Below are 21,845 nucleotides of genomic sequence, written 5' to 3' on the forward strand. Positions count from 1 at the left end.
CAAGCCTGGAGGTTCGTTTGGGAATGGTCCGTCAGCTATTTAACCATAGATCTGCGACGTGTTAATCCGCGTGCTGATTGACCGTCTGGCGGCCGGCAAAAAAAGGGGCATTGCCAAGACGCTTTCACTGTATATAATCCCAGTCACTGTATAAAAAGACAGAGCGATCAATATGCTAAAGCTGACGCCACGCCAAGCCGAGATTCTGGCCTTCATCAAACGCTGCCTGGAAGACAACGGCTACCCGCCAACCCGCGCGGAAATCGCTCAGGAACTGGGTTTCAAGTCGCCCAACGCGGCAGAAGAACATCTCAAGGCACTCGCCCGCAAAGGCGCCATCGAGATGACGCCAGGCGCCTCCCGCGGCATCCGCATCCCCGGCTTCGAAGCCAAGGCAGACGAGTCCACCCTGCCAATCATTGGCCGAGTCGCTGCCGGTGCACCGATCCTTGCCCAGCAGCACATCGAAGAGTCCTGCAACATCAATCCCGCGTTCTTCCATCCTCGTGCTGACTATTTACTGCGCGTTCATGGCATGAGCATGAAGGACGTGGGCATTTTCGACGGCGACCTGCTGGCCGTCCATACCACCCGCGAAGCCCGCAACGGCCAGATCGTGGTGGCGCGTATCGGCGACGAAGTGACGGTCAAACGCTTCAAGCGTGACGGCAGCAAAGTCTGGCTGATTGCCGAAAACCCTGATTTCGCCCCTATCGAAGTGAACCTGAAAGATCAGGAACTGGTGATCGAAGGCTTGAGTGTCGGCGTCATTCGCCGCTAAAGGAGGCTTTATGCAGTTCCCACACACATCACAGCAAGCCCAACTGCCGTTGTTCGAGGCTTTCATGGTGCAGCCGATGGCGCCGATTCTGAAGGACGTGGTCGAGTCGCCCTGGAGCGCCGAACCAGAAGTTTTCAGTGAGCTGTCACTGCGTGGTGCTGCCGGGAACTGCCTGAATCTTCTGGCACCGATCCTCAGGGAGTTGAGCGAGGATCAGGACGCGCGCTGGCTGACACTGATCGCCCCGCCCGCCAGCCTGACACAGACCTGGTTGCGAGACGCCGGCCTGAATCGTGAACGTATTCTGCTGCTGCAACCGCGCGGCACCCAGAGTGCACAACAGTTGACCTGCGAAGCCTTGCGACTGGGCCGCAGCCACACTGTCGTCAGCTGGCTCAATCCATTGAGCACCACGTCACGGCAACAGTTGATCAGCGCCGCCCGGATAGGGGACGCACAAAGCCTGAATATTCGACTGGGTTAAATGAAGAGCGCGCTGAGCAACGCGAGGCTTCTCCAAGGATAGAGAAGCCGATCAATAGCGGTATCAGTTAAATGCGACGAACGGGATCAATGAAGGACCCGAGAACTCTCATCGGTATTGAAATCGCCTTCAACCATGCGACCGGCCATCTGAACACCCACGCTCAACATCGCTTTGGCGACTTCCACGTGCTGGCCTTGCAGGAACACCTTGGCATCCTCGGAGAAATCCAAAGTAACCAGAGAACCCTCGTCCTCAGCCCTGCGCAGCTCGATTCGGCCGTCTGGTAACTCGACAATTTCTAGAAAGGACGTTGGCATAAAGGTCTGGTCTCCACGAAAGGCGGGCATTATATAGGCATCGGCCAGGCTTCGCTCGGGATCTTGACCAGATGCCACTACGAAGAGAAATTTCTGACAGCACGCTCATCCCTGAACGGACAGCCTCTCTCAACCGTCCGTCGAACACTCAATCCTTCAGCACTCGTTCAAGCCTTCGCGAAACCGGATCGCCAGACCTTTGAGGTTCTGACGCCAGCTCTCCAGCTCTTCCCGACTCAACTCTTCGGGCGCGTCGTCTTCATCCAGGTTAACAGTCATGATCAACGGCTGTGTCACGTCGCCCTTGGGTTTGTGCGGTGCGCGGGGCGGCTGAAAAAGTGCCGCATGCGCTGACAGCAGCTTGGCCAGCCAGGTTTCAGGGTTCTGCGCCAGCTCGACCATCTCGGCCATTTCAGGAATGGCGATGGCTTCCAGCACTTCCCGGGTCAGCAGCATTTCCGCCCGAGGCGCACTGGCCTGTGGCAAGCGATAGAAACCAGCGATTTCATGGCACAGCCCCAACAACGCGCCGTACAAGTGAAACAACGCCGATTCGCGTCCGGCCTGAATCAGCGCCAGGGAATTCATCGCCCGCCCCTCTTCGGCCTTCGCGAGCGCTTCAAGCGACAGGCCGGCGAAATAAATCTTCTGGTTGGTACGGGTATAGAGTTCGTGGGCCATGACGGCAGCCTCCACAACGAAATAATTGCTTCACGCAGGTCAGACAGTGTCGTGGATCACCCGAGCTCACCGCAAGCCCAAAACAAAAAGGCCGCATGAAAACCCGAGGGGGTCGTCATGCGGCCTTTTTTTGTGGCCAGGGAGCTTGCATCGCTCTCTGTAGGAGCGAGCTTGCTCGCGAAGAACCTGAGGGCGGCGTGCTCATCCAGATAGCACGCGTTGTCGTTAACGTCCTTCGCGAGCAAGCTCGCTCCTACAGTAAAGCTCTTAACGCCTGCTTAAGCCTTGGCTGCCGGACGCTTGTCTTCAACTGTCCACTTGCCACCGTCGTAGTACGCCTTCCACCCGGTCGGCTTACCGTCGACTTCAGTCTGAACGTACTGCTCTTTGGTTTTGCGGCTGTAGCGGATCACCGCCGGGAGGCCGTCCGGATCTTTCTTCGGCGCGTCACAGAGGAAGTGGTACTTCGGATCGATTTCATCCTTGTGCGGCACAATTTCCATGACCAGCGGAGCACGCGTCTCGCGGTTTTTCGGGAACTGGCTCGCCGCCAGGAACAGGCCGGAAGCACCGTCGCGCAGGATATAAGTGTCGTTGACCTTTTCGCATTTCAGCTCAGGCATCTTCACCGGATCCATTTTCGGCGGCGCCGCGTCACCGCTTTTCAGCAGTTTGCGGGTGTTCTTGCACGTTGCGTTGGTGCAACCGAAGAACTTGCCGAACCGGCCAGTCTTGAGTTGCATCTCGCTGCCACACTTGTCGCATTCCAGGCTCGGACCTTCATAGCCTTTGATGCGATAGGTGCCCTCTTCGATTTCGTAGCCATCGCAATCCGGGTTGTTACCGCAGATGTGCAGCTTGCGCTTCTCGTCGAGCAGATAAGCATCCATCGCGGTGCTGCAGATCGGGCAACGATGCTTGCCGCGCAGAACCAGCGATTCCGATTCACCCTCGTCGTCCGCCGCGATTTCATCGCCCGGCACCAGGTTGACGGTGGCCTTGCAGCGCTCTTTCGGCGGCAGGCTGTAACCCGAGCAACCGAGGAATACGCCGGTCGATGCGGTACGAATCTGCATCGGACGGCCACAGGTCAGGCACGGAATGTCGGTCATTACCGGCTGGTTGGCACGCATGCCATTTTCCGCGCTTTCGGCTACTTCGAGCTTTTTCTGGAAGTCGCCGTAGAACTCGTCCAGCACGTTTTTCCAGTCCCGCTCGCCCTGAGCCACGTCATCGAGGTGCTCTTCCATGCCGGCGGTGAAACCGTAGTCCATGAGATTGGAGAAGCTCTCGGACAGACGCTCGGTGACGATGTCACCCATCTTTTCCGAATAGAAACGACGGTTGTGCAGCGCCACGTAGCCGCGGTCCTGGATGGTCGAAATGATCGCCGCGTAGGTCGAAGGACGACCGATACCGCGTTTTTCCATTTCTTTCACCAGGCTCGCTTCCGAATAACGCGCCGGTGGCTTGGTGAAGTGCTGGGTCGGATCAAGCTTGATCAGCTTCATCGCGTCGCCCTGAGCCATGTCCGGCAGCACGTCGTCATCGCCAGGCTTGGCGATTTGCGGCATGACGCGGGTGTAACCGTCGAACTTCAGGATACGGCCCTTGGCGCGCAGCTCGAAGTCGCCGGCACCGACGGTAACCGTGGTCGACAGGTATTGGGCCGGCAGCATCTGGCAAGCGAGGAACTGGCGCCAGATCAGCTCATAAAGCCGCTCTGCATCTCGCTCCATGCCCGACAGCTTGCTTGGCTCGGTGTTGGCGTCGGACGGACGAATCGCTTCGTGAGCCTCTTGTGCGCCTTCCTTGCTGCTGTAGACGTTCGGGGTTTCCGGCAGGTACTTCTTGCCGAATTCGCCTTCAATATAAGTACGCGCCATCGTCACGGCATCGGCCGAGAGGTTGGTGGAGTCAGTACGCATGTAAGTGATGTAGCCGGCTTCGTACAAACGCTGGGCCATCATCATGGTTTTCTTCACGCCGAAACCCAGGCGGTTGCTCGCGGCCTGTTGCAGGGTGGACGTGATGAACGGTGCCGACGGCTTGCTGCTGGTCGGTTTGTCTTCGCGCTTGACGATGCTGTAGCTGGAAGCCTTGAGCTTATCCAGCGCGGCCATGGCCTGGGCTTCGTTCAGCGGCTTGAAAGCTTCGCCCTTCTCGCGGGCCACGTCGAAGCGCACGGTGGCGCCCTTGGCGGTGCCGAGGTCGGCGTGAATTTCCCAGTACTCTTCCGGGTTGAACGCACGGATTTCGCGCTCACGCTCGACCACCAGCTTCACGGCGACCGATTGCACGCGACCGGCGGACAGACCACGGGCGATTTTGGCCCACAGCAGCGGCGAAACCATGTAACCCACCACGCGATCGAGGAAACGACGCGCCTGCTGGGCGTTGACACGGTCGATGTCCAGCTCGCCCGGCTTGGAGAAGGCTTCCTGAATCGCCTTTTTGGTGATTTCGTTGAACACCACGCGCTTGTAGCGGCTGTCGTCACCACCGATGGCTTCGCGCAGGTGCCAGGCAATGGCTTCCCCCTCGCGATCCAAGTCGGTTGCGAGATAGATGGTGTCAGCATCCTTGGCGAGCCGGCGCAGCTCTTCGATGACCTTTTCCTTGCCCGGGAGGATCTCGTACTTGGCTTTCCAGCCATGATCGGGATCGACACCCATGCGCGAGACCAGCTGCTTGCGCGCTTTCTCTTTCGGCGTGAGCACCGGACCTTCACCCGCGGCGGCCTTGCCGCGCTTGGCGGCTGGCTCTTTGCTGGCGCTAGCCGAACCGCTGGTGGGTAGGTCTCGGATATGGCCGATACTCGACTTCACCACGTATTGGTTACCCAGATACTTGTTGATGGTCTTGGCCTTAGCCGGGGATTCCACAATGACCAGCGATTTGCCCATGGATCAGAAAATTCCTGAATTCTAGAAGTGAAAGGCGGTTGGCGCCTGACGCGGCACCGCTATATATAGTGGCTACAAGGTGAGGTCAAGCGCAGGGTTTTGCGCGCACTCAGCTTATGGCTTCGAAAAAAGGCTCGGTTCGGCTTGCACCAAAGCAAAGCGTGGCACCTGTTCGCCGTCAACCTCGACCGACTCCAGGAACATGCTCAAGGGACGTACCCAAAAGCCGTAATCGCCATACAGGGCTTGGTAGAAGACCACTTCTTCTTCGGTTTCCGAATGCCGCGCAATGCTGAATACGCGGTACTGCGGACCTTTGTAATGTTGGTAGAGCCCAGGTTGTATCGGCATGCTTTGGCCCTCACTCAAATTTTTTCAAAATAAAAATAAAAAAATCCGGAAAAACAAAAACCGGGGCACTTGGCCCCGGCTTCCTTCAACGAAACGCTTAAACGCGTTCGAAGACGGTGGAGATGCCTTGGCCGAGACCAATGCACATGGTGGACACCCCGAAGGTGCCGCCATTTTGCTTCATCACGTTCAGCAAGGTGCCGGAGATACGCGCACCGGAGCAACCGAACGGGTGACCCAAGGCGATCGCGCCGCCGTGCAGGTTAACCTTCTCGTTCATCTTGTCGAGCACTTTCAGATCTTTCAGCACTGGCAGGGCCTGTGCGGCGAAAGCTTCGTTGAGCTCGAAGAAGTCGATATCGTTAATCCCGAGGCCCGCGCGCTTCAGTGCTTTCTGTGTTGCCGGTACTGGACCATAGCCCATGATTGCCGGGTCCACACCTGCCACTGCCATCGAGCGAATCACCGCCAGAGGCTGAATGCCCAGGTCCTGTGCACGCTGCGCCGACATCACGATCATGCACGAAGCACCATCAGTGATCTGCGACGAAGTACCGGCTGTCACGGTGCCGCCCTTCGGGTTAAACGCTGGCTTCAACGCCGCCAGGCTTTCCAGGGTGGTTTCCGGACGAATGGTTTCGTCGTAGTCGAACAGTTTCAGGAAACCGTTCTCGTCGTAGCCCTGCATCGGGATGATTTCGTCCTTGAACTTGCCTTCCACGGTCGCCTTGTGGGCGAGTTGGTGGGAGCGCACGCCGAAAGCGTCCTGCTGCTCGCGAGTGATGCCGTGCATTTTGCCGAGCATTTCTGCGGTCAGGCCCATCATGCCCGAGGCTTTCGCCGCGTACAGCGACATGTGCGGGTTCGGATCGACACCGTGCATCATGCTCACGTGGCCCATGTGCTCGACGCCGCCGACGACGAACACGTCACCGTTGCCGGTCATGATCGCTTGCGCGGCAGTGTGCAGAGCACTCATCGACGAGCCACACAGACGGCTGACGGTCTGGCCGGCAGCAGTGTGCGGGATCTGGGTCATCAGCGAAGCCATGCGGGCGATGTTCCAGCCCTGCTCCAGGGTCTGGTTCACACAGCCCCAGATCACGTCTTCGACTTCATTCGGGTCGACCTTGACGTTGCGTTCCAGCAATTTGCTGATCAGGTGCGCCGACATGTCTTCGGCGCGGGTGTTGCGGTGCATGCCGCCCTTGGAGCGGCCCATCGGAGTACGACCGAAGTCGACAATCACGACGTCTCTAGGATTCAAGCTCATATATTCACTCTCACTCTAGTTGGGGGCGCTTAACCGAAGAAGCTCTGGCCGTTCTGGGCCATTTCACGCAGCTTCGCGGTCGGGTGGTACAGCGCGCCCAAATCAGCGTACTGGTCAGCCAGGGCAACGAACTCTGCCACACCGATCGAATCGATGTAGCGCAGCGCACCGCCACGGAATGGAGGGAAACCAATACCGTAGACCAGACCCATGTCGGCTTCGGCAGCGGTTTCGACGATGCCGTCTTCCAGGCAACGCACGGTTTCCATGCACAACGGGATCATCATCCAGTTGATGATGTCTTCGTCAGAAACTTCACGCTGCTCAAAGACGATTGGCTTGAGCACTTCCAGTACCGACGGATCGGCGACTTTCTTCTGCTTGCCCTTCTTGTCGGTTTCGTAGGCGTAGAAGCCCTTGCCATTCTTCTGGCCCAGGCGCTTGGCTTCGTAAAGCACGTCGATAGCCGAACGACGGTCGTCTTTCATACGATCCGGGAAGCCTTCAGCCATCACGTCACGACCGTGGTGACCGGTGTCGATGCCGACCACGTCCATCAGGTACGCCGGGCCCATTGGCCAGCCGAATTTTTCCATGACCTTGTCGATACGGACGAAGTCCACACCGGCGCTGACCAGCCTGGCGAAACCGCCGAAGTACGGGAACAGTACACGGTTGACCAGGAAGCCCGGGCAGTCGTTGACGACGATCGGGTTCTTGCCCATTTTCTTGGCATAGGCAACGGTGGTGGCAACGGCCAGCTCGCTGGACTTCTCGCCACGAATCACTTCCACCAGCGGCATCATGTGCACCGGGTTGAAGAAGTGCATGCCGACGAAGTTTTCCGGACGCTTGAGGGCCTTGGCCAGCAAGGTGATGGAAATGGTCGAGGTGTTGGACGCGAGGATGGTGTCCTCTTTGACCTTGTCTTCGACTTCGGCCAGAACGGCTTGCTTGACCTTAGGGTTCTCGACAACAGCTTCGACAACCAGGTCGACGTGACCGAAGTCGCCGTAGGACAGGGTTGGACGAATGCCGTTTAGGATTTCAGCCATTTTCGCCGCGGTCATGCGACCTTTATCAACGCGGCTCACCAGCAGCTTGGCGGCTTCAGCCAGGCCTTGCTCGATGCCGTGCTCGTTGATGTCCTTCATCAGGATCGGCGTGCCTTTGGAAGCCGACTGATAAGCGATACCGCCACCCATGATGCCGGCGCCCAATACGGCAGCCTGCTTCACGTCCTTGGCGATTTCGTCGTAGGCCTTGGCCTTTTTCTTCAGCTCCTGATCGTTCAGGAACAGACCGATCAAGCTCTGCGCGGCAGAGGTCTTGGCCAGTTTGACGAAACCGGCAGCTTCGACTTCCAGCGCTTTGTCGCGACCGAAGTTCGCGGCTTTCTGGATGGTCTTGATCGCTTCAACCGGCGCCGGGTAGTTCGGGCCAGCCTGACCGGCCACGAAACCTTTGGCGGTTTCGAAAGCCATCATTTGTTCGATGGCGTTCAGCTTGAGTTTCTCAAGCTTCGGCTGACGCTTGGCCTTGTAATCAAACTCGCCGGAGATGGCACGCTTGATCAGTTCCAGAGCGGCTTCCTGCAGTTTCTCAGGTGCAACCACGGCATCGACGGCGCCGACTTTCAGCGCGTCTTCAGGACGGTTTTCCTTGCCGGCGGCAATCCACTCGATAGCGTTGTCGGCACCGATGATGCGCGGCAGGCGAACAGTGCCGCCGAAGCCTGGGTAGATGCCCAGTTTGACTTCCGGCAGACCAATCTTGGCCTTGGTGGACATGACGCGGTAGTCCGCTGCCAGGCACATTTCCAGACCGCCACCCAGGGCGATGCCGTTGATCGCGGCGACAGTCGGGACGTTGAGGTCTTCGAAATCGCTGAAAATCCTGTTGGCTTCGAGGTTGCCTGCAACAAGCTCTGCATCCGGCAGCTTGAAGTTCTCGACGAATTCGGTGATGTCGGCGCCGACGATGAACACGTCCTTGCCGCTGCTGACGATCACACCCTTGATCGAAGCATCTGCCTTGATGGTGTCTACAGCCTGACGCAGTTCGCTCAGGGTTAGACGGTTGAACTTGTTGACGGACTCACCCTTGAGGTCGAATTTCAATTCGACAATGCCACTTTCAAGGGCTTTAACCGTGATGGCTTTACCTTCGTAAATCATCAACTGATCTCCACGATATGGAAGCTGAACAGTACACGTCGGACGCAGGCGAATGGCTCGGCAGGACGTTATCGTCGATGCTACGCCAATCCACCCGGCACACCCGCCAACGCGATAGTCGGGATTCTGTAGGAACGGTCTGCAATGCAAACGCTCAATTCATACGCCCGTTTGATTTGGGGTACGCCACCTTCACGGAATTTCCGACAATTGTCAATCGCCCAAAATACGGGTTTAAATGCGACTTTCCGGTCATTTCCGTACCACGAGTACCTGCATCACACGGATACATGCGAGACCATTCATAGAATCAATACTTAGAAAAGTCGCCCTAATTCCCGACAGCCTTTGTTTAACAGGCTACGCTGGGCGGGAGATTGAGGAAAAAATATAAACACGCTGGCGAATGCCCGGCGCAAGATCAGCCCACAGCGAATTACCGGCCTGCCTGGCCAACTCCAGCCCGATGATGAATGTCGGGCTTTTTATTGCCTGCTGCCAGGCACAGAGGCTTGTTTGGTGTAGGAGCTGCCGAAGGCTGCGATCTTTTGATTTGGATTCTTACAAACAAGATCAAAAGATCGCAGCCTTCGGCAGCTCCTACGCGGGATCGGGGTTCAGGCGAGCGCTTTGAGGGTGGCATCGATTTGTTGCAAAACCGTCGCTTCGCCCTTCTCGCCCCAATACAACGTGATCATCTGCTTGTCCGCTTCGATCTTGTAGACATTGGCAGGCAATTTTTCGAAATGATTCAGCAGTGCTTGATCCTCGCAGACCTCCTGCCACTGATTCACCCACACGCCCGGCGACTTCTGCCAGTAGCTCCAGCACGCCGGCTGATTGCCGCGACGAGGTCGATGGTACTGCGCGCAGGGGCTCGGCGGCTCCTGGCTCAACCAGTGCGGCCACTCCTGAGGCGCAAGTTGCATGGCCAGCCCGATGCGTCGCGCCTCCATGCGCAGGGCCATGCGCCCGCTCTGACCACGGGACGGTCGCAACCACGCCAGTGGGCTCAGCACCACCAACAGGATTGACACCACTATCCAGACCGTCATATGTGTACTCCCGATTCTTGATGAGCGCGTTGAGTCACTTTGAGAACAATGCGCTTGAAACCAGCCATACTTACCAATATTGCAACCCTCAGGAGGAGCACCTCATGCCCTACTACCACATTCTGGTCGCTGTAGACCTGACCGAAGAGTGCGACCCTGTCATCCACCGCGCTCGCGAACTGTCGGTGAGCAATGGCGCGAAGTTGTCCCTGGTGCACATTGTCGAACCCATGGCCATGGCCTTCGGCGGCGACGTGCCGATGGACCTGTCACAACTGCAACAACAGCAGTTCGATCAGGCCAAGGAGCGACTGGACCGTTTGATCGTGAAGTACCCGGAACTCTCCAAGGAATACAGCCACCTGACTTACGGCCAGCCGCGCCAGGAGATTCATCACCTGGCCAAGGAACAAACCTGTGACCTGATTGTGGTAGGTAGTCATGGCCGGCACGGCCTGGCGCTATTGCTGGGCTCCACCGCCAACGACGTGCTGCACGGTGCGCCTTGCGACGTGCTGGCAGTGCGCCTGCAAAACAAAAGCTGACAATACAAAACCACTACTGTAGGAGCGAGCTTGCTCGCGATGGTCTTCAACGATGACGCTGTAAGCCTGACACCGCGCGGTGCTCTCAGGTTCATCGCGAGCAATCGAGCGTCGACCGGCTGCTCCTACAGGGAATGGATCGCATTACATATGAAAAGCCCGGCGCTCATCACTGAGCGCCGGGCTTTTTTTGTTACTGGATCAATCAGGCATCCAGCTCCGCCCAACGCTCGACCATGACGTCGTGCTCAGCCTGCAACTGCTCCAACTGAGCGATCACTGCGGCGGTCTCGGCAGCAGGACGCTGATAGAAGCCAGCATCGGCCATCTGGACCTCAACGACTGCGATCTGTTGTTCCATGGCTTCGATCTGCCCCGGCAACATTTCCAGCTCACGCTGCAACTTGTAGCTGAGTTTCTTCTTCGCCACCGGTGCTTCGACCACTGCCGCGACTGGCGCAGGTTCGGCTGAGACAACGGCAGAGTTCAGGTCGGCTTTGCCGGACTTGCTCTCGGTCACGCCCAGCAGGCGCGGCGAGCCGCCCTGACGCAGCCAGTCCTGGTAACCACCGACGTATTCGCGAACCTTGCCTTCACCTTCGAAGACCAGGGTGCTGGTGACCACGTTGTCGAGGAATGCCCGGTCGTGGCTGACCATCAGCACGGTGCCGTTGAAGGTCAGCAAGACCTCTTCCAGCAGTTCGAGCGTTTCCACGTCGAGGTCGTTGGTCGGTTCGTCGAGGACCAGCAGGTTCGCTGGTTTGCTGAACAGTTTCGCCAGCAACAGACGCGCACGCTCACCACCCGACAGCGCCTTGACCGGCGTGCGGGCACGCTGCGGGCTGAACAGGAAGTCGCCGAGGTAGCTCAACACGTGACGGCTCTGACCGTCGATGTCGATGAAGTCACGACCTTCGGCGACGTTGTCGATCACGGTCTTTTCCAGGTCCAGCTGATGGCGCAGCTGGTCGAAGTAGGCCACGTCGATGCGTGTGCCCTCTTCCACTTTGCCGCTGGTCGGTTGCAGACCGCTGAGCATCAGTTTCAGTAGCGTGGTCTTGCCGGTACCGTTGGCGCCGAGCAGACCGATACGGTCGCCGCGCTGCAGGACCATCGAAAAATCCTTGATCAGGAACGGGCCGCCCGGGTGAGCGAAACTCACGTTCTCGAGGACCATCACCTGCTTGCCGGACTTGTCAGCAGTATCCAGCTGAATGTTGGCCTTGCCGGTGCGCTCACGACGCTCGCTGCGCTCGACGCGCAATGCTTTCAGTGCACGCACGCGACCTTCGTTACGGGTGCGTCGGGCCTTGATGCCCTGACGGATCCAGACTTCTTCCTGGGCCAGTTTCTTGTCGAACAGCGCGTTGGCGGTTTCTTCAGCGGCCAGCGTGGCTTCTTTGTGCACGAGGAAACTGGCGTAGTCGCCGTTCCAGTCGATCAGGCCGCCGCGATCCAGTTCGAGGATGCGGGTCGCGAGGTTCTGCAGGAAGGAACGGTCGTGCGTGATGAACAGCACGGCGCCCTGGAAATCCTTCAGCGCTTCTTCGAGCCAGGCAATTGCACCGATGTCCAGGTGGTTGGTCGGTTCGTCGAGCAGCAGCAGATCCGGCTCGGACACCAGCGCCTGCGCCAGCAGGACGCGGCGACGCCAGCCGCCAGACAATTCGGCGAGGGTCTTGTCGGCCGGCAACTGCAGACGGCTCAACGTGCTGTCTACCAGTTGCTGCAAACGCCAGCCGTCGCGGGCTTCGAGGTCATGCTGGACGTGCATCAGTTTGTCCAGATCGGCGTCGGTGACGATGTTCTGGCTCAGGTGGTGATACTGCGCGAGCAGCTCGCCGACACCGTCCAGGCCTTCAGCCACCACGTCGAACACGGTCCGCTCGTCGGCTACCGGCAATTCTTGCGGCAATTCGCCAATCTTGAGACCGGGTGCGCGCCAAACCGAGCCGTCATCGGGCTTCTGGTCGCCCTTGACGAGCTTCATCATGCTGGACTTGCCAGTGCCGTTGCGGCCGATGATGCACACCCGCTCACCACGGGCGATCTGCCAGGACACCTTGTCCAACAACGGCATAGCGCCGAAAGCAAGGGACACATCGCTGAATTTGAGCAGGGTCATGAGCTTCTCCAAAAACCGGGCGCGCATTCTACCTGACTTGAGGCTTCAGAAGGCCGGCAATTTCACCTTCGCGACACTCTGCATGACAAATGTTGCGAACTGATGCTGACAGGCCCGCAAAGCTTTCGCCCGCTGCTGGCAAAAGGCTAAGCTACAGATTATTCAGTGCGGCCCACGTCTGCACTTGTCATGATTTCTCTGCCCGGATGTCTCATGCGCAGTCGCCTTTTCAGTCTTTTGTCCTGTTTTCTTCTTTCTGCCACTGTCGTTCAAACCGCCCAGGCCGTGGACCTTTCCACCCAGCGCCAGTATTACGATGAAGCCAAGCGCGCGCTGGCCAAGGGCGATACCGGTCCTTATTTCCGTTACAGCCAGGCGCTCAGCGATTACCCGCTGGAGCCGTATCTGGCGTATGACGAACTGACCGCGCGCCTGAAAACCGCGAGCAACGCCGAGATCGAGAAATTCCTCGCCGAACACGGTGACCTGCCGCAAGCCAACTGGATGAAATTGCGCTGGTTGCGCTGGCTGGCCGAGCGTGGCGACTGGGCGACCTTCGTCAAGTACTACGACCCCAAGCTGAATTTCACCGAACTGGACTGCCTGAACGCGCAGTACCAGATTGGGCAAAACCAGAAATCCGAAGGCTACGCCAACGCCAACAAACTCTGGCTGACCGGTAAATCCCTGCCAGAGGCGTGCGACGGCTTGTTCGGCGTCTGGGCGGCTGATGGCCAACTGACCGAACAGAAACGCTGGGAGCGCACCAAACTTGCCGCTCAGGCACGCAACTATCCGCTGGCCAACAGCCTGATCAACGGCCTGACCACCCTCGCCCCTCGCGGCCGCTTGCTGGTGGATGTGGCGCAGAAACCAGAACTGCTCAATCAGCCGTCACGCTTCACCCCGGCCGATGAGCCGATGTCCGACATCGTCAGCCTCGGCTTGCGCCGTCTGGCCAAGCAAGACCCGGACAAGGCCATGGAGTTGCTCGACGGCTATGCCAGCAGCATGCATTTTTCCCGTGATGAAAAAGTCGCGATCGCCCGGGAAATCGGCCTGACCCTGGCCCGTCGTTTCGATCCACGCGCCCTGGACGTGATGACCAAGTACGACCCGGAACTGCGCGACAACACCGTGTCCGAATGGCGTTTGCGGTTGTTGTTGCGCCTGGCCCGCTGGGACGACGCTTATCAGCTGACTCGCCGCTTGCCGCAGGACTTGGCGACCACCAACCGCTGGCGCTACTGGCAGGCCCGCAGCCTGGAACTGGCGCAGCCGCAGAATCCGGAAGCGCAGACGCTGTACAAAGGCCTCGCCCGCGAACGTGATTTCTACGGTTTCCTCGCGGCCGACCGTTCGCAGTTGCCCTACTCGCTGGTCAACAAACCGTTGGTGCTCAGCCAGGCGCTGATCAACAAGGTGCGCAACACACCGGGTGTGCGTCGCGCCCTGGAGTTTCACGCACGCGGGCAGATCGTTGACGGTCGTCGCGAGTGGTATCACGTCAGCCGCCACTTCAGTCGCGATGAAATGGTCGCTCAGGCAAAACTGGCCTATGACCTGAAATGGTACTTCCCGGCGATTCGCACCATCAGTCAGGCGCAGTATTGGGACGACCTCGACATCCGCTTCCCGATGGCCCACCGCGAAACTCTGGTACGTGAAGCCAAGGTCCGTGGCCTGCACTCGAGCTGGGTGTTCGCCATCACCCGTCAGGAAAGCGCCTTCATGGACGACGCCCGCTCTGGCGTCGGCGCCAGCGGCCTGATGCAACTGATGCCCGGCACCGCCAAGGAAACCGCGCGCAAGTTCAGCATTCCATTGGCCTCGCCGCAGCAAGTGTTCGACCCGGACAAGAACATTCAGCTCGGCGCTGCTTACCTGAGCCAGGTGCACAGCCAGTTCAACGGCAACCGCGTCCTCGCCTCCGCCGCCTACAACGCCGGCCCGGGTCGTGTGCGCCAGTGGCTGCGTGGCGCGGACCACCTGAGTTTCGACGTCTGGGTGGAAAGCATCCCGTTCGACGAAACCCGCCAGTACGTGCAGAACGTGTTGTCGTATTCGGTGATCTACGGCCAGAAACTCAACTCGCCACAGCCGTTGGTGGATTGGCATGAGCGGTATTTTGATGATCAATAACCGGTAATGCCGGTTATGTAGGAGCTGCCGCAGGCTGCGATCTTTTGATCTTTGCTTTGAGCCGCAAACAAAAATGCCCGCATCGATTGATGCGGGCATTTTTTTTAGAGCAAGATCAAAAGATCGCAGCCTGCGGCAGCTCCTACAGGTGGAGATCGAGCTCGGTTTTTCCATCATTGAACTGCAACGCCGCCAGCCGCGCATACAGCGCATTGCTCGCAATCAGCTCCTGATGCGTGCCCACCGCCACCAGTTTTCCCTGATCCATCACCGCGATCCGGTCGGCGTTTTTTACCGTGGCCAGGCGGTGGGCGATGACCAGGGTGGTGCGGTTCTTCATCAGGCTGGGCAGGGCTTGCTGGATCAGGTGTTCGCTTTGGGCATCGAGGGCGCTGGTGGCTTCGTCGAGCAGCAGGATGGGCGCGTCCACCAGCAGCGCGCGGGCGATGGCCAGGCGCTGTCGCTGGCCGCCGGACAAACCGAGGCCTGCATCCCCCAGATGCGTCTGATAACCGCGGGGCATTGCCTCGATGAAATCGTGGGCGTAGGCGATTTTCGCCGCTTCCTGAACCTGCTCCAGCGTCGCCGTCGGGTTGCCGTAGCGGATATTCTCTTCGATGCTACCGAAGAACAGTGCCGGGGATTGGGAGACCAGGGCGAAGCAGCGGCGCAAGTCGAGTGGATCGAGCTGAGTCAGCGGCACGCCGTCGAGCAGAATGCAGCCTTCGGCCGGGTCATAAAAACGCAGCAACAAGTCATACACCGTCGACTTGCCCGCACCCGAAGGTCCGACCAGTGCCAGGGTTTCGCCGGCCCTGATGGTCAGATTCAAGCCATCAATGGCATAGCTTTCAGGCCGCGACGGGTAGGAAAAACGCACGTCTTGCAGCACCAGATTCCCCGGCACCCGCTCCGGCAAAGTCACCAGACCCGTAGTCGGTGGCTGAATGATGTTTTCCGAACGCAGCAACTCGGCAATCCGCTCGGCGGCCCCGGCGGCGCGCTGCAACTCGCCGATCACTTCGCTCAGCGTGCCGAACGCGCTGCCGACGATCAGGCTGTAAAAGACAAACGCCGCTAGCTCACCTGCGGAAATCCGCCCGGCCATCACATCCATACCGCCGACCCACAGCATCACGCCGACCGCGCCCAGCACCAGCACGATCACCAGGGTAATCAGCCAGGCACGCTGGAAAATCCGTTTACGGGCGGTGTTGAACGCCTCCTCCACGGTCACGGCAAATCGCTGTTCGTCCTGAACCTGATGGTTATAGGCCTGCACGGTTTTGATCTGGCCGAGGGTTTCGGACACGTAGCTGCCGATATCGGCAATCCGGTCCTGACTCAGGCGCGACAGACTGCGCACCCGTCGGCCGAAAATCAGGATCGGTGCAATCACCAGCGGCAAAGCCACAACGACGATGCTGGTGAGTTTGGGATTGGTGATAAACAGCAACACAATCCCGCCGATCACCATCAGCAGATTACGCAGAAACAGCGACAGCGAAGAGCCGATCACCGATTGCAGCAACGTGGTGTCGGCGGTCAGCCGCGACTGGATCTCGGAGCTGCGGTTGTCTTCGTAAAACCCCGGATGCAGGTAAACCAGATGGTTGAACACCAGACGGCGGATGTCGGCCACCACACGCTCGCCGATCCACGACACCAGGTAAAAACGCGCAAACGTGCCAAGCGCCAGACCCAGCACCAACAGCATGAACAGACCGATGGTCTGGTTGAGCAAATGCGGTGACTGGGTCATGAACCCCTGATCCACCAACAGTCGAATCCCCTGCCCCATGGACAAGGTGATGCCCGCCGTGACAATCAGTGCGAGCAAGGCACCCAAGGCCTGCCGGCGATAGGGCACCAGGAAACGACTGGCCAGGCGAATCGCGCGGCGGTGACGGGCAGATAGCATCGGGGCTTTCCAGTTCACAAGTTAAGGGGCCGGCTATACCGCTCAATAGGGGGGAATTCTGTTAATCACAATGAGTCAGGTTAATTATGACCGCAAAGACCATCCCCTAGACGCTAATGGTCTAAAGTCCAGGTGGCAAGGTTGCGGTATTTCTGGTGGACTGGTATTGCCGCCCCGAGAAGATCGCAGGGAGCTGTCACAGCCCGGTCACCTGGCGGTTCTACAGTAAGCACACAACCTGAGGAGGAGACAGGCCATGTCCTTGCAAAACAGCAGCGATGACAAGATTCAAGTGATCCGCACACAGCCAGATCAGTCTCTGGGTTGCTCAATCATTGACGAAAAAGGCCGCGAAGTACCGATCACTGAAGACATGATCCAGGACGCTTGCCGCGAACTGGAAAAGCGATTGGTCACGCCTGCCAAACAAGATTGATATAGCCACCGTCTTCTTGACCCGGCCCTGATGGCCGGGTTTTTTGTGGGTGCTGATCCAGAATTGTAGTGCGACCCTTCGCGAGCAAGCCCGCTCCCACAGTGGCGCATGACCTGTGGGAGCGGCGGTGCGACGATTCGACTTGCTCGCGAAGGGGCCGACTCGATGTCTAGATTGCTGTTGCGCCCAACGCCGCCACGATCTTCAGCAACTCAGGCGCATCCCCCTCAATCCGCACCTGCAACCCATCGATCTCCCGCCGCGACGGGTAGTTCTTACGCAACGCATCAAACGCCGCACGCTGCTCATTCACACTGCCTACAAGGCTGCGGCGGAAATCCGCGTCGTCACGGCGCGGGTCGTACACGCCACGGCACAGCATCGCCAACGCCCAGGCCGGATCGCTGTCAGCGTGCAAGGTCACTTGCGACAACCAGGGCACCGGCAGCAAATCACTCAGGCTGACCCGCGCCGGTTGCCCGAGAAAATCGCAAAGCGCCTGATGAATTTGCGCCGTCCCGCGTTGTCTGCCGTCGAGGCTGTAACCGGCAATGTGCGGCGTCGCCAGCACGCAAAGTTCGGCCAGCGCCACGTCGACTTCGGGCTCGCCTTCCCAGACGTCCAGCACCGCTTGCAGGTCTTCGCGTTGCAGCAGCACCTCGCACAGGGCGGCGTTGTCCACCACCGGGCCGCGGCTGGCGTTGATCAGCCAGGTGCCGGGTTTGAGCTGGTTCAAACGGTTTTTATCGAACAGATGCCAGGTCGATCCGGCGCCATGTTTCTTCAGCGGTGTGTGCAGACTGATGACGTCGCACTGCTCAACGATCTGCTCAAGGCTGACGAAATCGCCTCCTTCGGCGGCTTGTCGTGGCGGATCGCAGACCAGCACGTTCCAGCCCAGCCCTTGCAGAACCTTGACCAGTCGACCGCCCACTTCGCCCGCCCCCACCACGCCGTAAGTGCGCTGAGTAAGGTCAGCGCCTTCGATTTCGGCGAGGGTCAGCACACTGCCCAGCACATAGTCGACCACGCCACGGGCATTGCAGCCGGGGGCGCTGGACCAGGTGATGCCGGCCTGCTGGAAGTAATCGAGGTCCAGGTGATCGGTGCCGATGGTGCAGGTGCCGACAAAGCGCACCTTGCTGCCTTCAAGCAGAGAGCGATTGACGTTGGTCACCGAGCGCACCAGCAGCACATCGGCCTGTTCGACGGCGGCGCGGTCGATGGAACGTCCCGGCACCCGGCGGATTTCGCCGAAACCTTCGAAGAAGGCATCGAGCAGCGGAATATTTTCGTCGGCAACAATCAACATGGCAGGCTCCTTTGGCGGATCGGCAGTGTAGGCGGAGATGACCGTGGTGGGCCAGCGGGCATTAGAGGGCACCACGCCCCCTGTGGCGAGGGAGCTTGCTCCCGCTGGACTGCGAAGCAGTCCCAAAACCTTTGCATGCAGTGTGTCTGTTGCAACCGGGTCGCTTGACTTGGGGCCGCTTCGCTGCACAGCGGGAGCAAGCTCCCTCGCCACAGGGTGTGTCGCAATGTCCGAAAATGATTACAAATCCCTAACACAGGACTTTTCCTGACCGCTGCGTCAAGGCGTAGAATGCGCCGCCTCGTGCATCAAAACCTTTTGGACGTTTCGCCCTTGAATTCCGTGACTGACCGCCCCGCCGCCATTTCCCTCAACCGCCCGGCCCGGGTTCGCCTGGAGCTGAAAACCCTGCTCGGCCTGGCGCTGCCGATCATGATCGCGCAGCTTGCCACCACGGCGATGGGCTTCGTCGATGCGGTGATGGCTGGCCGTGTCGGGCCGCGGGATCTGGCGGCGGTGGCGCTGGGCAACTCGATCTGGGTCCCGGTGTTTCTGCTGATGACCGGCACCTTGCTGGCCACCACACCAAAAGTCGCCCAGCGCTTTGGTGCCGGCACGCACAGCGAAATCGGTCCGATCGTGCGACAGGCGCTGTGGCTGGCGTTGGTGGTGGGTTTGATGGCGACCGGCATGCTGTTCAGCGCCGAACCGATCTTGCACATCATGAAGGTCGACCCCGAACTGATCGGTCCGTGCATGCAATACCTGCACGGGATCGCCAGCGGTTTGCCCGCCGTCGCTTTCTACCATGTGCTGCGCTGTTTCAGTGATGGCCTGGGGCGCACGCGCCCGGCAATGGTGCTGGGGCTGTGCGGTCTGGCGCTGAACATTCCGCTGAACTACGTCTTCATTTATGGCCACTTCGGTGTGCCGGCCATGGGCGGTGTCGGTTGCGGCTGGGCCACGGCGATTGTGATGTGGGTGATGGCGCTGGGCATGGCCGGCTGGGAGCGCTGGGCGCCAGCGTATCAGTCGAGCCAGTTGTTCAGTCGTTTCGACTGGCCGCAATGGTCGGTGATCAAACGCCTGCTGGGCATCGGCCTGCCGATCGGCATCGCGGTGTTCGCCGAGTCGAGCATCTTCGCGGTGATCGCGCTACTGATCGGCAGCCTCGGTGCCACCGTGGTGGCCGGGCATCAGATTGCCCTGAATGTCAGCTCGCTGGTGTTCATGATCCCTTACTCCCTGGGCATGGCCGTGACAGTGCGCGTCGGTCAGGCACTGGGACGTGAAGAGCCGCGCGAGGCCCGTTTTGCCGCGGGTGTCGGCATGGGCACGGCGCTGGCCTACGCCTGCCTGTCGGCGAGCATGATGTTGCTGCTGCGCGAGCACATCGCGGCGATCTACACCGCAGACCCGACGGTGATCCATATCGCGGCGATGCTGATTGTGTACTCGGCGCTGTTCCAGTTTTCCGATGCGATCCAGGTGACAGCGGCTGGTGCCTTGCGCGGTTATCAAGACACGCGGGTGACGATGATCCTGACGCTATTCGCCTACTGGGGCATCGGCTTGCCGGTGGGTTACGCCCTGGGGCTGACTGACTGGCTCGGCGAACCCCGTGGCCCGAGCGGGTTGTGGCAGGGTTTGATCGTGGGCTTGAGTTGCGCGGCGCTGATGCTGTCGATCCGCCTGACGCGCAGTGCACGCAAGCGGATCCGTATCAGCCATTCGGCGGGTTAAGCGAGTTTCTTGCGGATCCAGTAGAGGTAGGTGCCTGCCTCTTCGTGCTGCGCGATCAGTTCGTGGTCGAGGAAGACGCAGAACTTGGGAATGTCGCGACGGGTCGACGGATCGGTGGCGATCACCTTGAGCAGGCCGCCGGGCGCCAGGTCACGGATATGCTGGTGCAGCATCATCACCGGTTCCGGGCAGTTGAGGCCGGTGGCGTCGAGGGTGCCGTCTACCGGCGTGTCTAGCATTTCACTCATGATTCACTCCTGAAACTGGCCGGCATTGTCGCGCATTGCCGGGTGTTCGGTCATCTGTGGCATTTCGCTGCACTTGTGTAGGAGCTGCCGCAGGCTGCGATCTTTTGATTTTTCATTAGAGCAAGATCAAAAGATCGCAGCCTGCGGCAGCTCCTACAGGGGCCAGTCAATCAGCGGGATTTTGGTTTTTTTACGTCCAGCCGGCGCAGGTGGCACGTGACCTCTTCCCGGTCGTGATACAGCTGTTTACAGCCGATTTCGACCCGAATCCCGCGTTCCTTGAAGCCGTCGGCAATGCGCTCCAGCAAGCGTTTCACTTCAGCGTAACGTTGCTTCATCGGCAGCTTGAGGTTGACCACCGCTTCGCGGCAATGGCCCTCACCGATCCACTCTTCCAGCATCGCGGCGTTGCGTGCCGGTTTCTCGACGATGTCGCAGACCATCCAGTCCACCGGCTGCCGGGGCTTGTAGGTGAAACCGTCGGCCATCAAATGTTGCACCAGCCCGGTGTCCATCAGGCTTTCCGCCATCGGGCCGTTGTCGATGGCGGTGACCAGCATGCCGCGATTGACCAGTTGCCAGGTCCAGCCGCCCGGCGCTGCGCCAAGGTCGACGCCGGTCATGTCGCTGTGCAGGCGCTCGTCCCACTGGTCGCGCGGGATGAAGTGGTGCCACGCCTCTTCCAGCTTCAAGGTCGAGCGGCTTGGCGCCTCGCGCGGAAACTTCAGGCGCGGAATGCCCATCGGCCACATCGCCGAGTTGTTCGACTCGGCCAGGCCCATGAACACTTCGCGACCACTTTTGAAGGTCAGCAGCAAACGCGGCTTGTGCGCGTCGTCCACCAGTTTGCCGGCGGCCATCAGCGCCTTGCGCAGGTGCACTTCGAATTTCTTGCAGAAGTTCGACAGTTCCTTGCCGTCGTTGGTGTCGACCATTTCCAGCCACAGGCTGCCGCACAGCGGGAAGTCCGCCATGTGCGCGAGGATCACGCTGATGCGGTCGGTTTCCGGCAGGTCGATGAAGATCCCGCGTGCCCACTGACGCGGGAAGATCAGATCGGCAAAACGCTGGCCGCGCATCAGGCGTTCGGCGCCGTCTTCTTCGGTGCAGATGAATTCGGCGCAGGCGCTGGCGGTTTTGGCCTTGGCATAACCGGCCACGTTCAGCCGTGCGGCGTGTTCGGAAATCTCGGAACAGACTTCGCCTTCGAAGCCCGGCCGGCAATGCATAAAGAGGGTGTTCATTCTTACTCCTGGGCAGTTGGCGAAGAATTCAGCCACTGCGCGATGCCCAGACTTGCGATGAAGCAAAGCCTGTCACGAAAACCGGCGCATGATAGCCGAGT

Annotated in this window: 18 protein-coding genes; 6 read left to right on the plus strand and 12 right to left on the minus strand. The window is 59.5% G+C overall.

Annotation, left to right across the window (positions count from 1 at the left end; genetic code table 11):
* The first annotated feature begins 172 nt into the window (after positions 1-172).
* Positions 173-781, plus strand: coding sequence for a transcriptional repressor LexA (gene lexA / locus ACYZTL_RS06260; RefSeq protein ID WP_461951039.1), 609 nt, complete (start codon positions 173-175; stop codon positions 779-781).
* A 10-nt stretch (positions 782-791) separates the two neighbouring features.
* Entirely contained in the window at positions 792-1,265 is a 474-nt protein-coding gene (gene sulA, locus ACYZTL_RS06265) for an SOS-induced cell division inhibitor SulA (protein ID WP_461951040.1), read from the plus strand.
* Positions 1,266-1,351: 86 nt separating this feature from the next.
* Here the strand turns inward: sulA and ACYZTL_RS06270 are convergent, their stop codons facing one another.
* From ACYZTL_RS06270 to ACYZTL_RS06300, 7 genes are all read right to left on the minus strand, one after another.
* Complete coding sequence (locus ACYZTL_RS06270; protein WP_461951041.1) at positions 1,352-1,585, minus strand: hypothetical protein; 234 nt, start codon at positions 1,583-1,585, stop codon at positions 1,352-1,354.
* A 156-nt stretch (positions 1,586-1,741) separates the two neighbouring features.
* Positions 1,742-2,266: a DUF6586 family protein gene (locus tag ACYZTL_RS06275; RefSeq protein WP_461951042.1), complete on the minus strand. Its 525-nt coding sequence runs from the start codon at positions 2,264-2,266 to the stop codon at positions 1,742-1,744.
* 278 nt (positions 2,267-2,544) lie between these two features.
* Positions 2,545-5,172 carry a type I DNA topoisomerase gene (gene topA / locus ACYZTL_RS06280; RefSeq protein ID WP_461951043.1) on the minus strand — a complete coding sequence of 876 codons (2,628 nt, stop codon included), beginning with the start codon at positions 5,170-5,172 and terminating at the stop codon, positions 2,545-2,547.
* Between the two features lie 114 nt (positions 5,173-5,286).
* Positions 5,287-5,523, minus strand: coding sequence for a DUF1653 domain-containing protein (locus tag ACYZTL_RS06285; RefSeq protein ID WP_046047845.1), 237 nt, complete (start codon positions 5,521-5,523; stop codon positions 5,287-5,289).
* A 97-nt stretch (positions 5,524-5,620) separates the two neighbouring features.
* Positions 5,621-6,796: an acetyl-CoA C-acyltransferase FadA gene (gene fadA, locus ACYZTL_RS06290; RefSeq protein WP_461951044.1), complete on the minus strand. Its 1,176-nt coding sequence runs from the start codon at positions 6,794-6,796 to the stop codon at positions 5,621-5,623.
* Positions 6,797-6,825: 29 nt separating this feature from the next.
* Positions 6,826-8,973, minus strand: a complete 2,148-nt coding sequence (fadB, locus tag ACYZTL_RS06295) for a fatty acid oxidation complex subunit alpha FadB (RefSeq protein ID WP_461951045.1) — start codon at positions 8,971-8,973, stop codon at positions 6,826-6,828.
* Between the two features lie 617 nt (positions 8,974-9,590).
* On the minus strand, positions 9,591-10,028 hold the full coding sequence (locus tag ACYZTL_RS06300; RefSeq protein ID WP_461951046.1) for a hypothetical protein: 438 nt from the start codon (positions 10,026-10,028) through the stop codon (positions 9,591-9,593).
* 104 nt (positions 10,029-10,132) lie between these two features.
* On the opposite strand from ACYZTL_RS06300, the gene ACYZTL_RS06305 reads away from it, so the two are divergent.
* Positions 10,133-10,573 (plus strand): universal stress protein, encoded by a 441-nt coding sequence (locus ACYZTL_RS06305; RefSeq protein WP_461951047.1) that lies wholly within the window; start codon positions 10,133-10,135, stop codon positions 10,571-10,573.
* A gap of 205 nt (positions 10,574-10,778) precedes the next feature.
* On the opposite strand, the gene ACYZTL_RS06310 is transcribed toward ACYZTL_RS06305, so the two are convergent.
* Complete coding sequence (locus tag ACYZTL_RS06310) at positions 10,779-12,698, minus strand: ATP-binding cassette domain-containing protein (protein WP_461951048.1); 1,920 nt, start codon at positions 12,696-12,698, stop codon at positions 10,779-10,781.
* A 213-nt stretch (positions 12,699-12,911) separates the two neighbouring features.
* On the opposite strand from ACYZTL_RS06310, the gene ACYZTL_RS06315 reads away from it, so the two are divergent.
* The gene (locus ACYZTL_RS06315) at positions 12,912-14,840 is read left to right on the plus strand and encodes a transglycosylase SLT domain-containing protein (protein WP_461951049.1); all 1,929 of its coding nucleotides are present in this window, start codon (positions 12,912-12,914) and stop codon (positions 14,838-14,840) included.
* A gap of 142 nt (positions 14,841-14,982) precedes the next feature.
* Here the strand turns inward: ACYZTL_RS06315 and ACYZTL_RS06320 are convergent, their stop codons facing one another.
* Complete coding sequence (locus ACYZTL_RS06320) at positions 14,983-16,761, minus strand: ABC transporter transmembrane domain-containing protein (RefSeq protein WP_461951050.1); 1,779 nt, start codon at positions 16,759-16,761, stop codon at positions 14,983-14,985.
* Positions 16,762-17,017: 256 nt separating this feature from the next.
* Here ACYZTL_RS06320 and ACYZTL_RS06325 point away from each other — a divergent pair, with 256 nt between their 5' ends.
* Positions 17,018-17,197, plus strand: a complete 180-nt coding sequence (locus ACYZTL_RS06325; protein WP_461951051.1) for a PA1571 family protein — start codon at positions 17,018-17,020, stop codon at positions 17,195-17,197.
* A 169-nt stretch (positions 17,198-17,366) separates the two neighbouring features.
* On the opposite strand, the gene pdxB is transcribed toward ACYZTL_RS06325, so the two are convergent.
* Positions 17,367-18,509 (minus strand): 4-phosphoerythronate dehydrogenase PdxB, encoded by a 1,143-nt coding sequence (pdxB, locus tag ACYZTL_RS06330; RefSeq protein ID WP_461951052.1) that lies wholly within the window; start codon positions 18,507-18,509, stop codon positions 17,367-17,369.
* Between the two features lie 333 nt (positions 18,510-18,842).
* Here pdxB and ACYZTL_RS06335 point away from each other — a divergent pair, with 333 nt between their 5' ends.
* Positions 18,843-20,252 carry an MATE family efflux transporter gene (locus tag ACYZTL_RS06335; protein ID WP_461951053.1) on the plus strand — a complete coding sequence of 470 codons (1,410 nt, stop codon included), beginning with the start codon at positions 18,843-18,845 and terminating at the stop codon, positions 20,250-20,252.
* On the opposite strand, the gene tusA is transcribed toward ACYZTL_RS06335, so the two are convergent.
* Positions 20,249-20,500 (minus strand): sulfurtransferase TusA, encoded by a 252-nt coding sequence (gene tusA, locus ACYZTL_RS06340; protein WP_461951054.1) that lies wholly within the window; start codon positions 20,498-20,500, stop codon positions 20,249-20,251. The two genes, ACYZTL_RS06335 and tusA, sit on opposite strands and share 4 nt — an antisense overlap.
* A gap of 170 nt (positions 20,501-20,670) precedes the next feature.
* Positions 20,671-21,744: a 23S rRNA (cytidine(2498)-2'-O)-methyltransferase RlmM gene (gene rlmM / locus ACYZTL_RS06345; RefSeq protein ID WP_461951055.1), complete on the minus strand. Its 1,074-nt coding sequence runs from the start codon at positions 21,742-21,744 to the stop codon at positions 20,671-20,673.
* Positions 21,745-21,845 lie beyond the last annotated feature (101 nt).

The organism is Pseudomonas sp. LB3P81, from assembly GCF_054897965.1.

What these genes read in the sequence shown, in the direction of transcription:
- lexA (WP_461951039.1), top strand. Translation starts at nt 173, where the DNA reads ATGCTAAAGCTGACGCCACGCCAAGCCGAGATTCTGGCCTTCATCAAA.
- sulA (WP_461951040.1), top strand. Translation starts at nt 792, where the DNA reads ATGCAGTTCCCACACACATCACAGCAAGCCCAACTGCCGTTGTTCGAG.
- ACYZTL_RS06270 (WP_461951041.1), bottom strand. Translation starts at nt 1,585, where the DNA reads ATGCCAACGTCCTTTCTAGAAATTGTCGAGTTACCAGACGGCCGAATC.
- ACYZTL_RS06275 (WP_461951042.1), bottom strand. Translation starts at nt 2,266, where the DNA reads ATGGCCCACGAACTCTATACCCGTACCAACCAGAAGATTTATTTCGCC.
- topA (WP_461951043.1), bottom strand. Translation starts at nt 5,172, where the DNA reads ATGGGCAAATCGCTGGTCATTGTGGAATCCCCGGCTAAGGCCAAGACC.
- ACYZTL_RS06285 (WP_046047845.1), bottom strand. Translation starts at nt 5,523, where the DNA reads ATGCCGATACAACCTGGGCTCTACCAACATTACAAAGGTCCGCAGTAC.
- fadA (WP_461951044.1), bottom strand. Translation starts at nt 6,796, where the DNA reads ATGAGCTTGAATCCTAGAGACGTCGTGATTGTCGACTTCGGTCGTACT.
- fadB (WP_461951045.1), bottom strand. Translation starts at nt 8,973, where the DNA reads ATGATTTACGAAGGTAAAGCCATCACGGTTAAAGCCCTTGAAAGTGGC.
- ACYZTL_RS06300 (WP_461951046.1), bottom strand. Translation starts at nt 10,028, where the DNA reads ATGACGGTCTGGATAGTGGTGTCAATCCTGTTGGTGGTGCTGAGCCCA.
- ACYZTL_RS06305 (WP_461951047.1), top strand. Translation starts at nt 10,133, where the DNA reads ATGCCCTACTACCACATTCTGGTCGCTGTAGACCTGACCGAAGAGTGC.
- ACYZTL_RS06310 (WP_461951048.1), bottom strand. Translation starts at nt 12,698, where the DNA reads ATGACCCTGCTCAAATTCAGCGATGTGTCCCTTGCTTTCGGCGCTATG.
- ACYZTL_RS06315 (WP_461951049.1), top strand. Translation starts at nt 12,912, where the DNA reads ATGCGCAGTCGCCTTTTCAGTCTTTTGTCCTGTTTTCTTCTTTCTGCC.
- ACYZTL_RS06320 (WP_461951050.1), bottom strand. Translation starts at nt 16,761, where the DNA reads ATGCTATCTGCCCGTCACCGCCGCGCGATTCGCCTGGCCAGTCGTTTC.
- ACYZTL_RS06325 (WP_461951051.1), top strand. Translation starts at nt 17,018, where the DNA reads ATGTCCTTGCAAAACAGCAGCGATGACAAGATTCAAGTGATCCGCACA.
- pdxB (WP_461951052.1), bottom strand. Translation starts at nt 18,509, where the DNA reads ATGTTGATTGTTGCCGACGAAAATATTCCGCTGCTCGATGCCTTCTTC.
- tusA (WP_461951054.1), bottom strand. Translation starts at nt 20,500, where the DNA reads ATGAGTGAAATGCTAGACACGCCGGTAGACGGCACCCTCGACGCCACC.
- rlmM (WP_461951055.1), bottom strand. Translation starts at nt 21,744, where the DNA reads ATGAACACCCTCTTTATGCATTGCCGGCCGGGCTTCGAAGGCGAAGTC.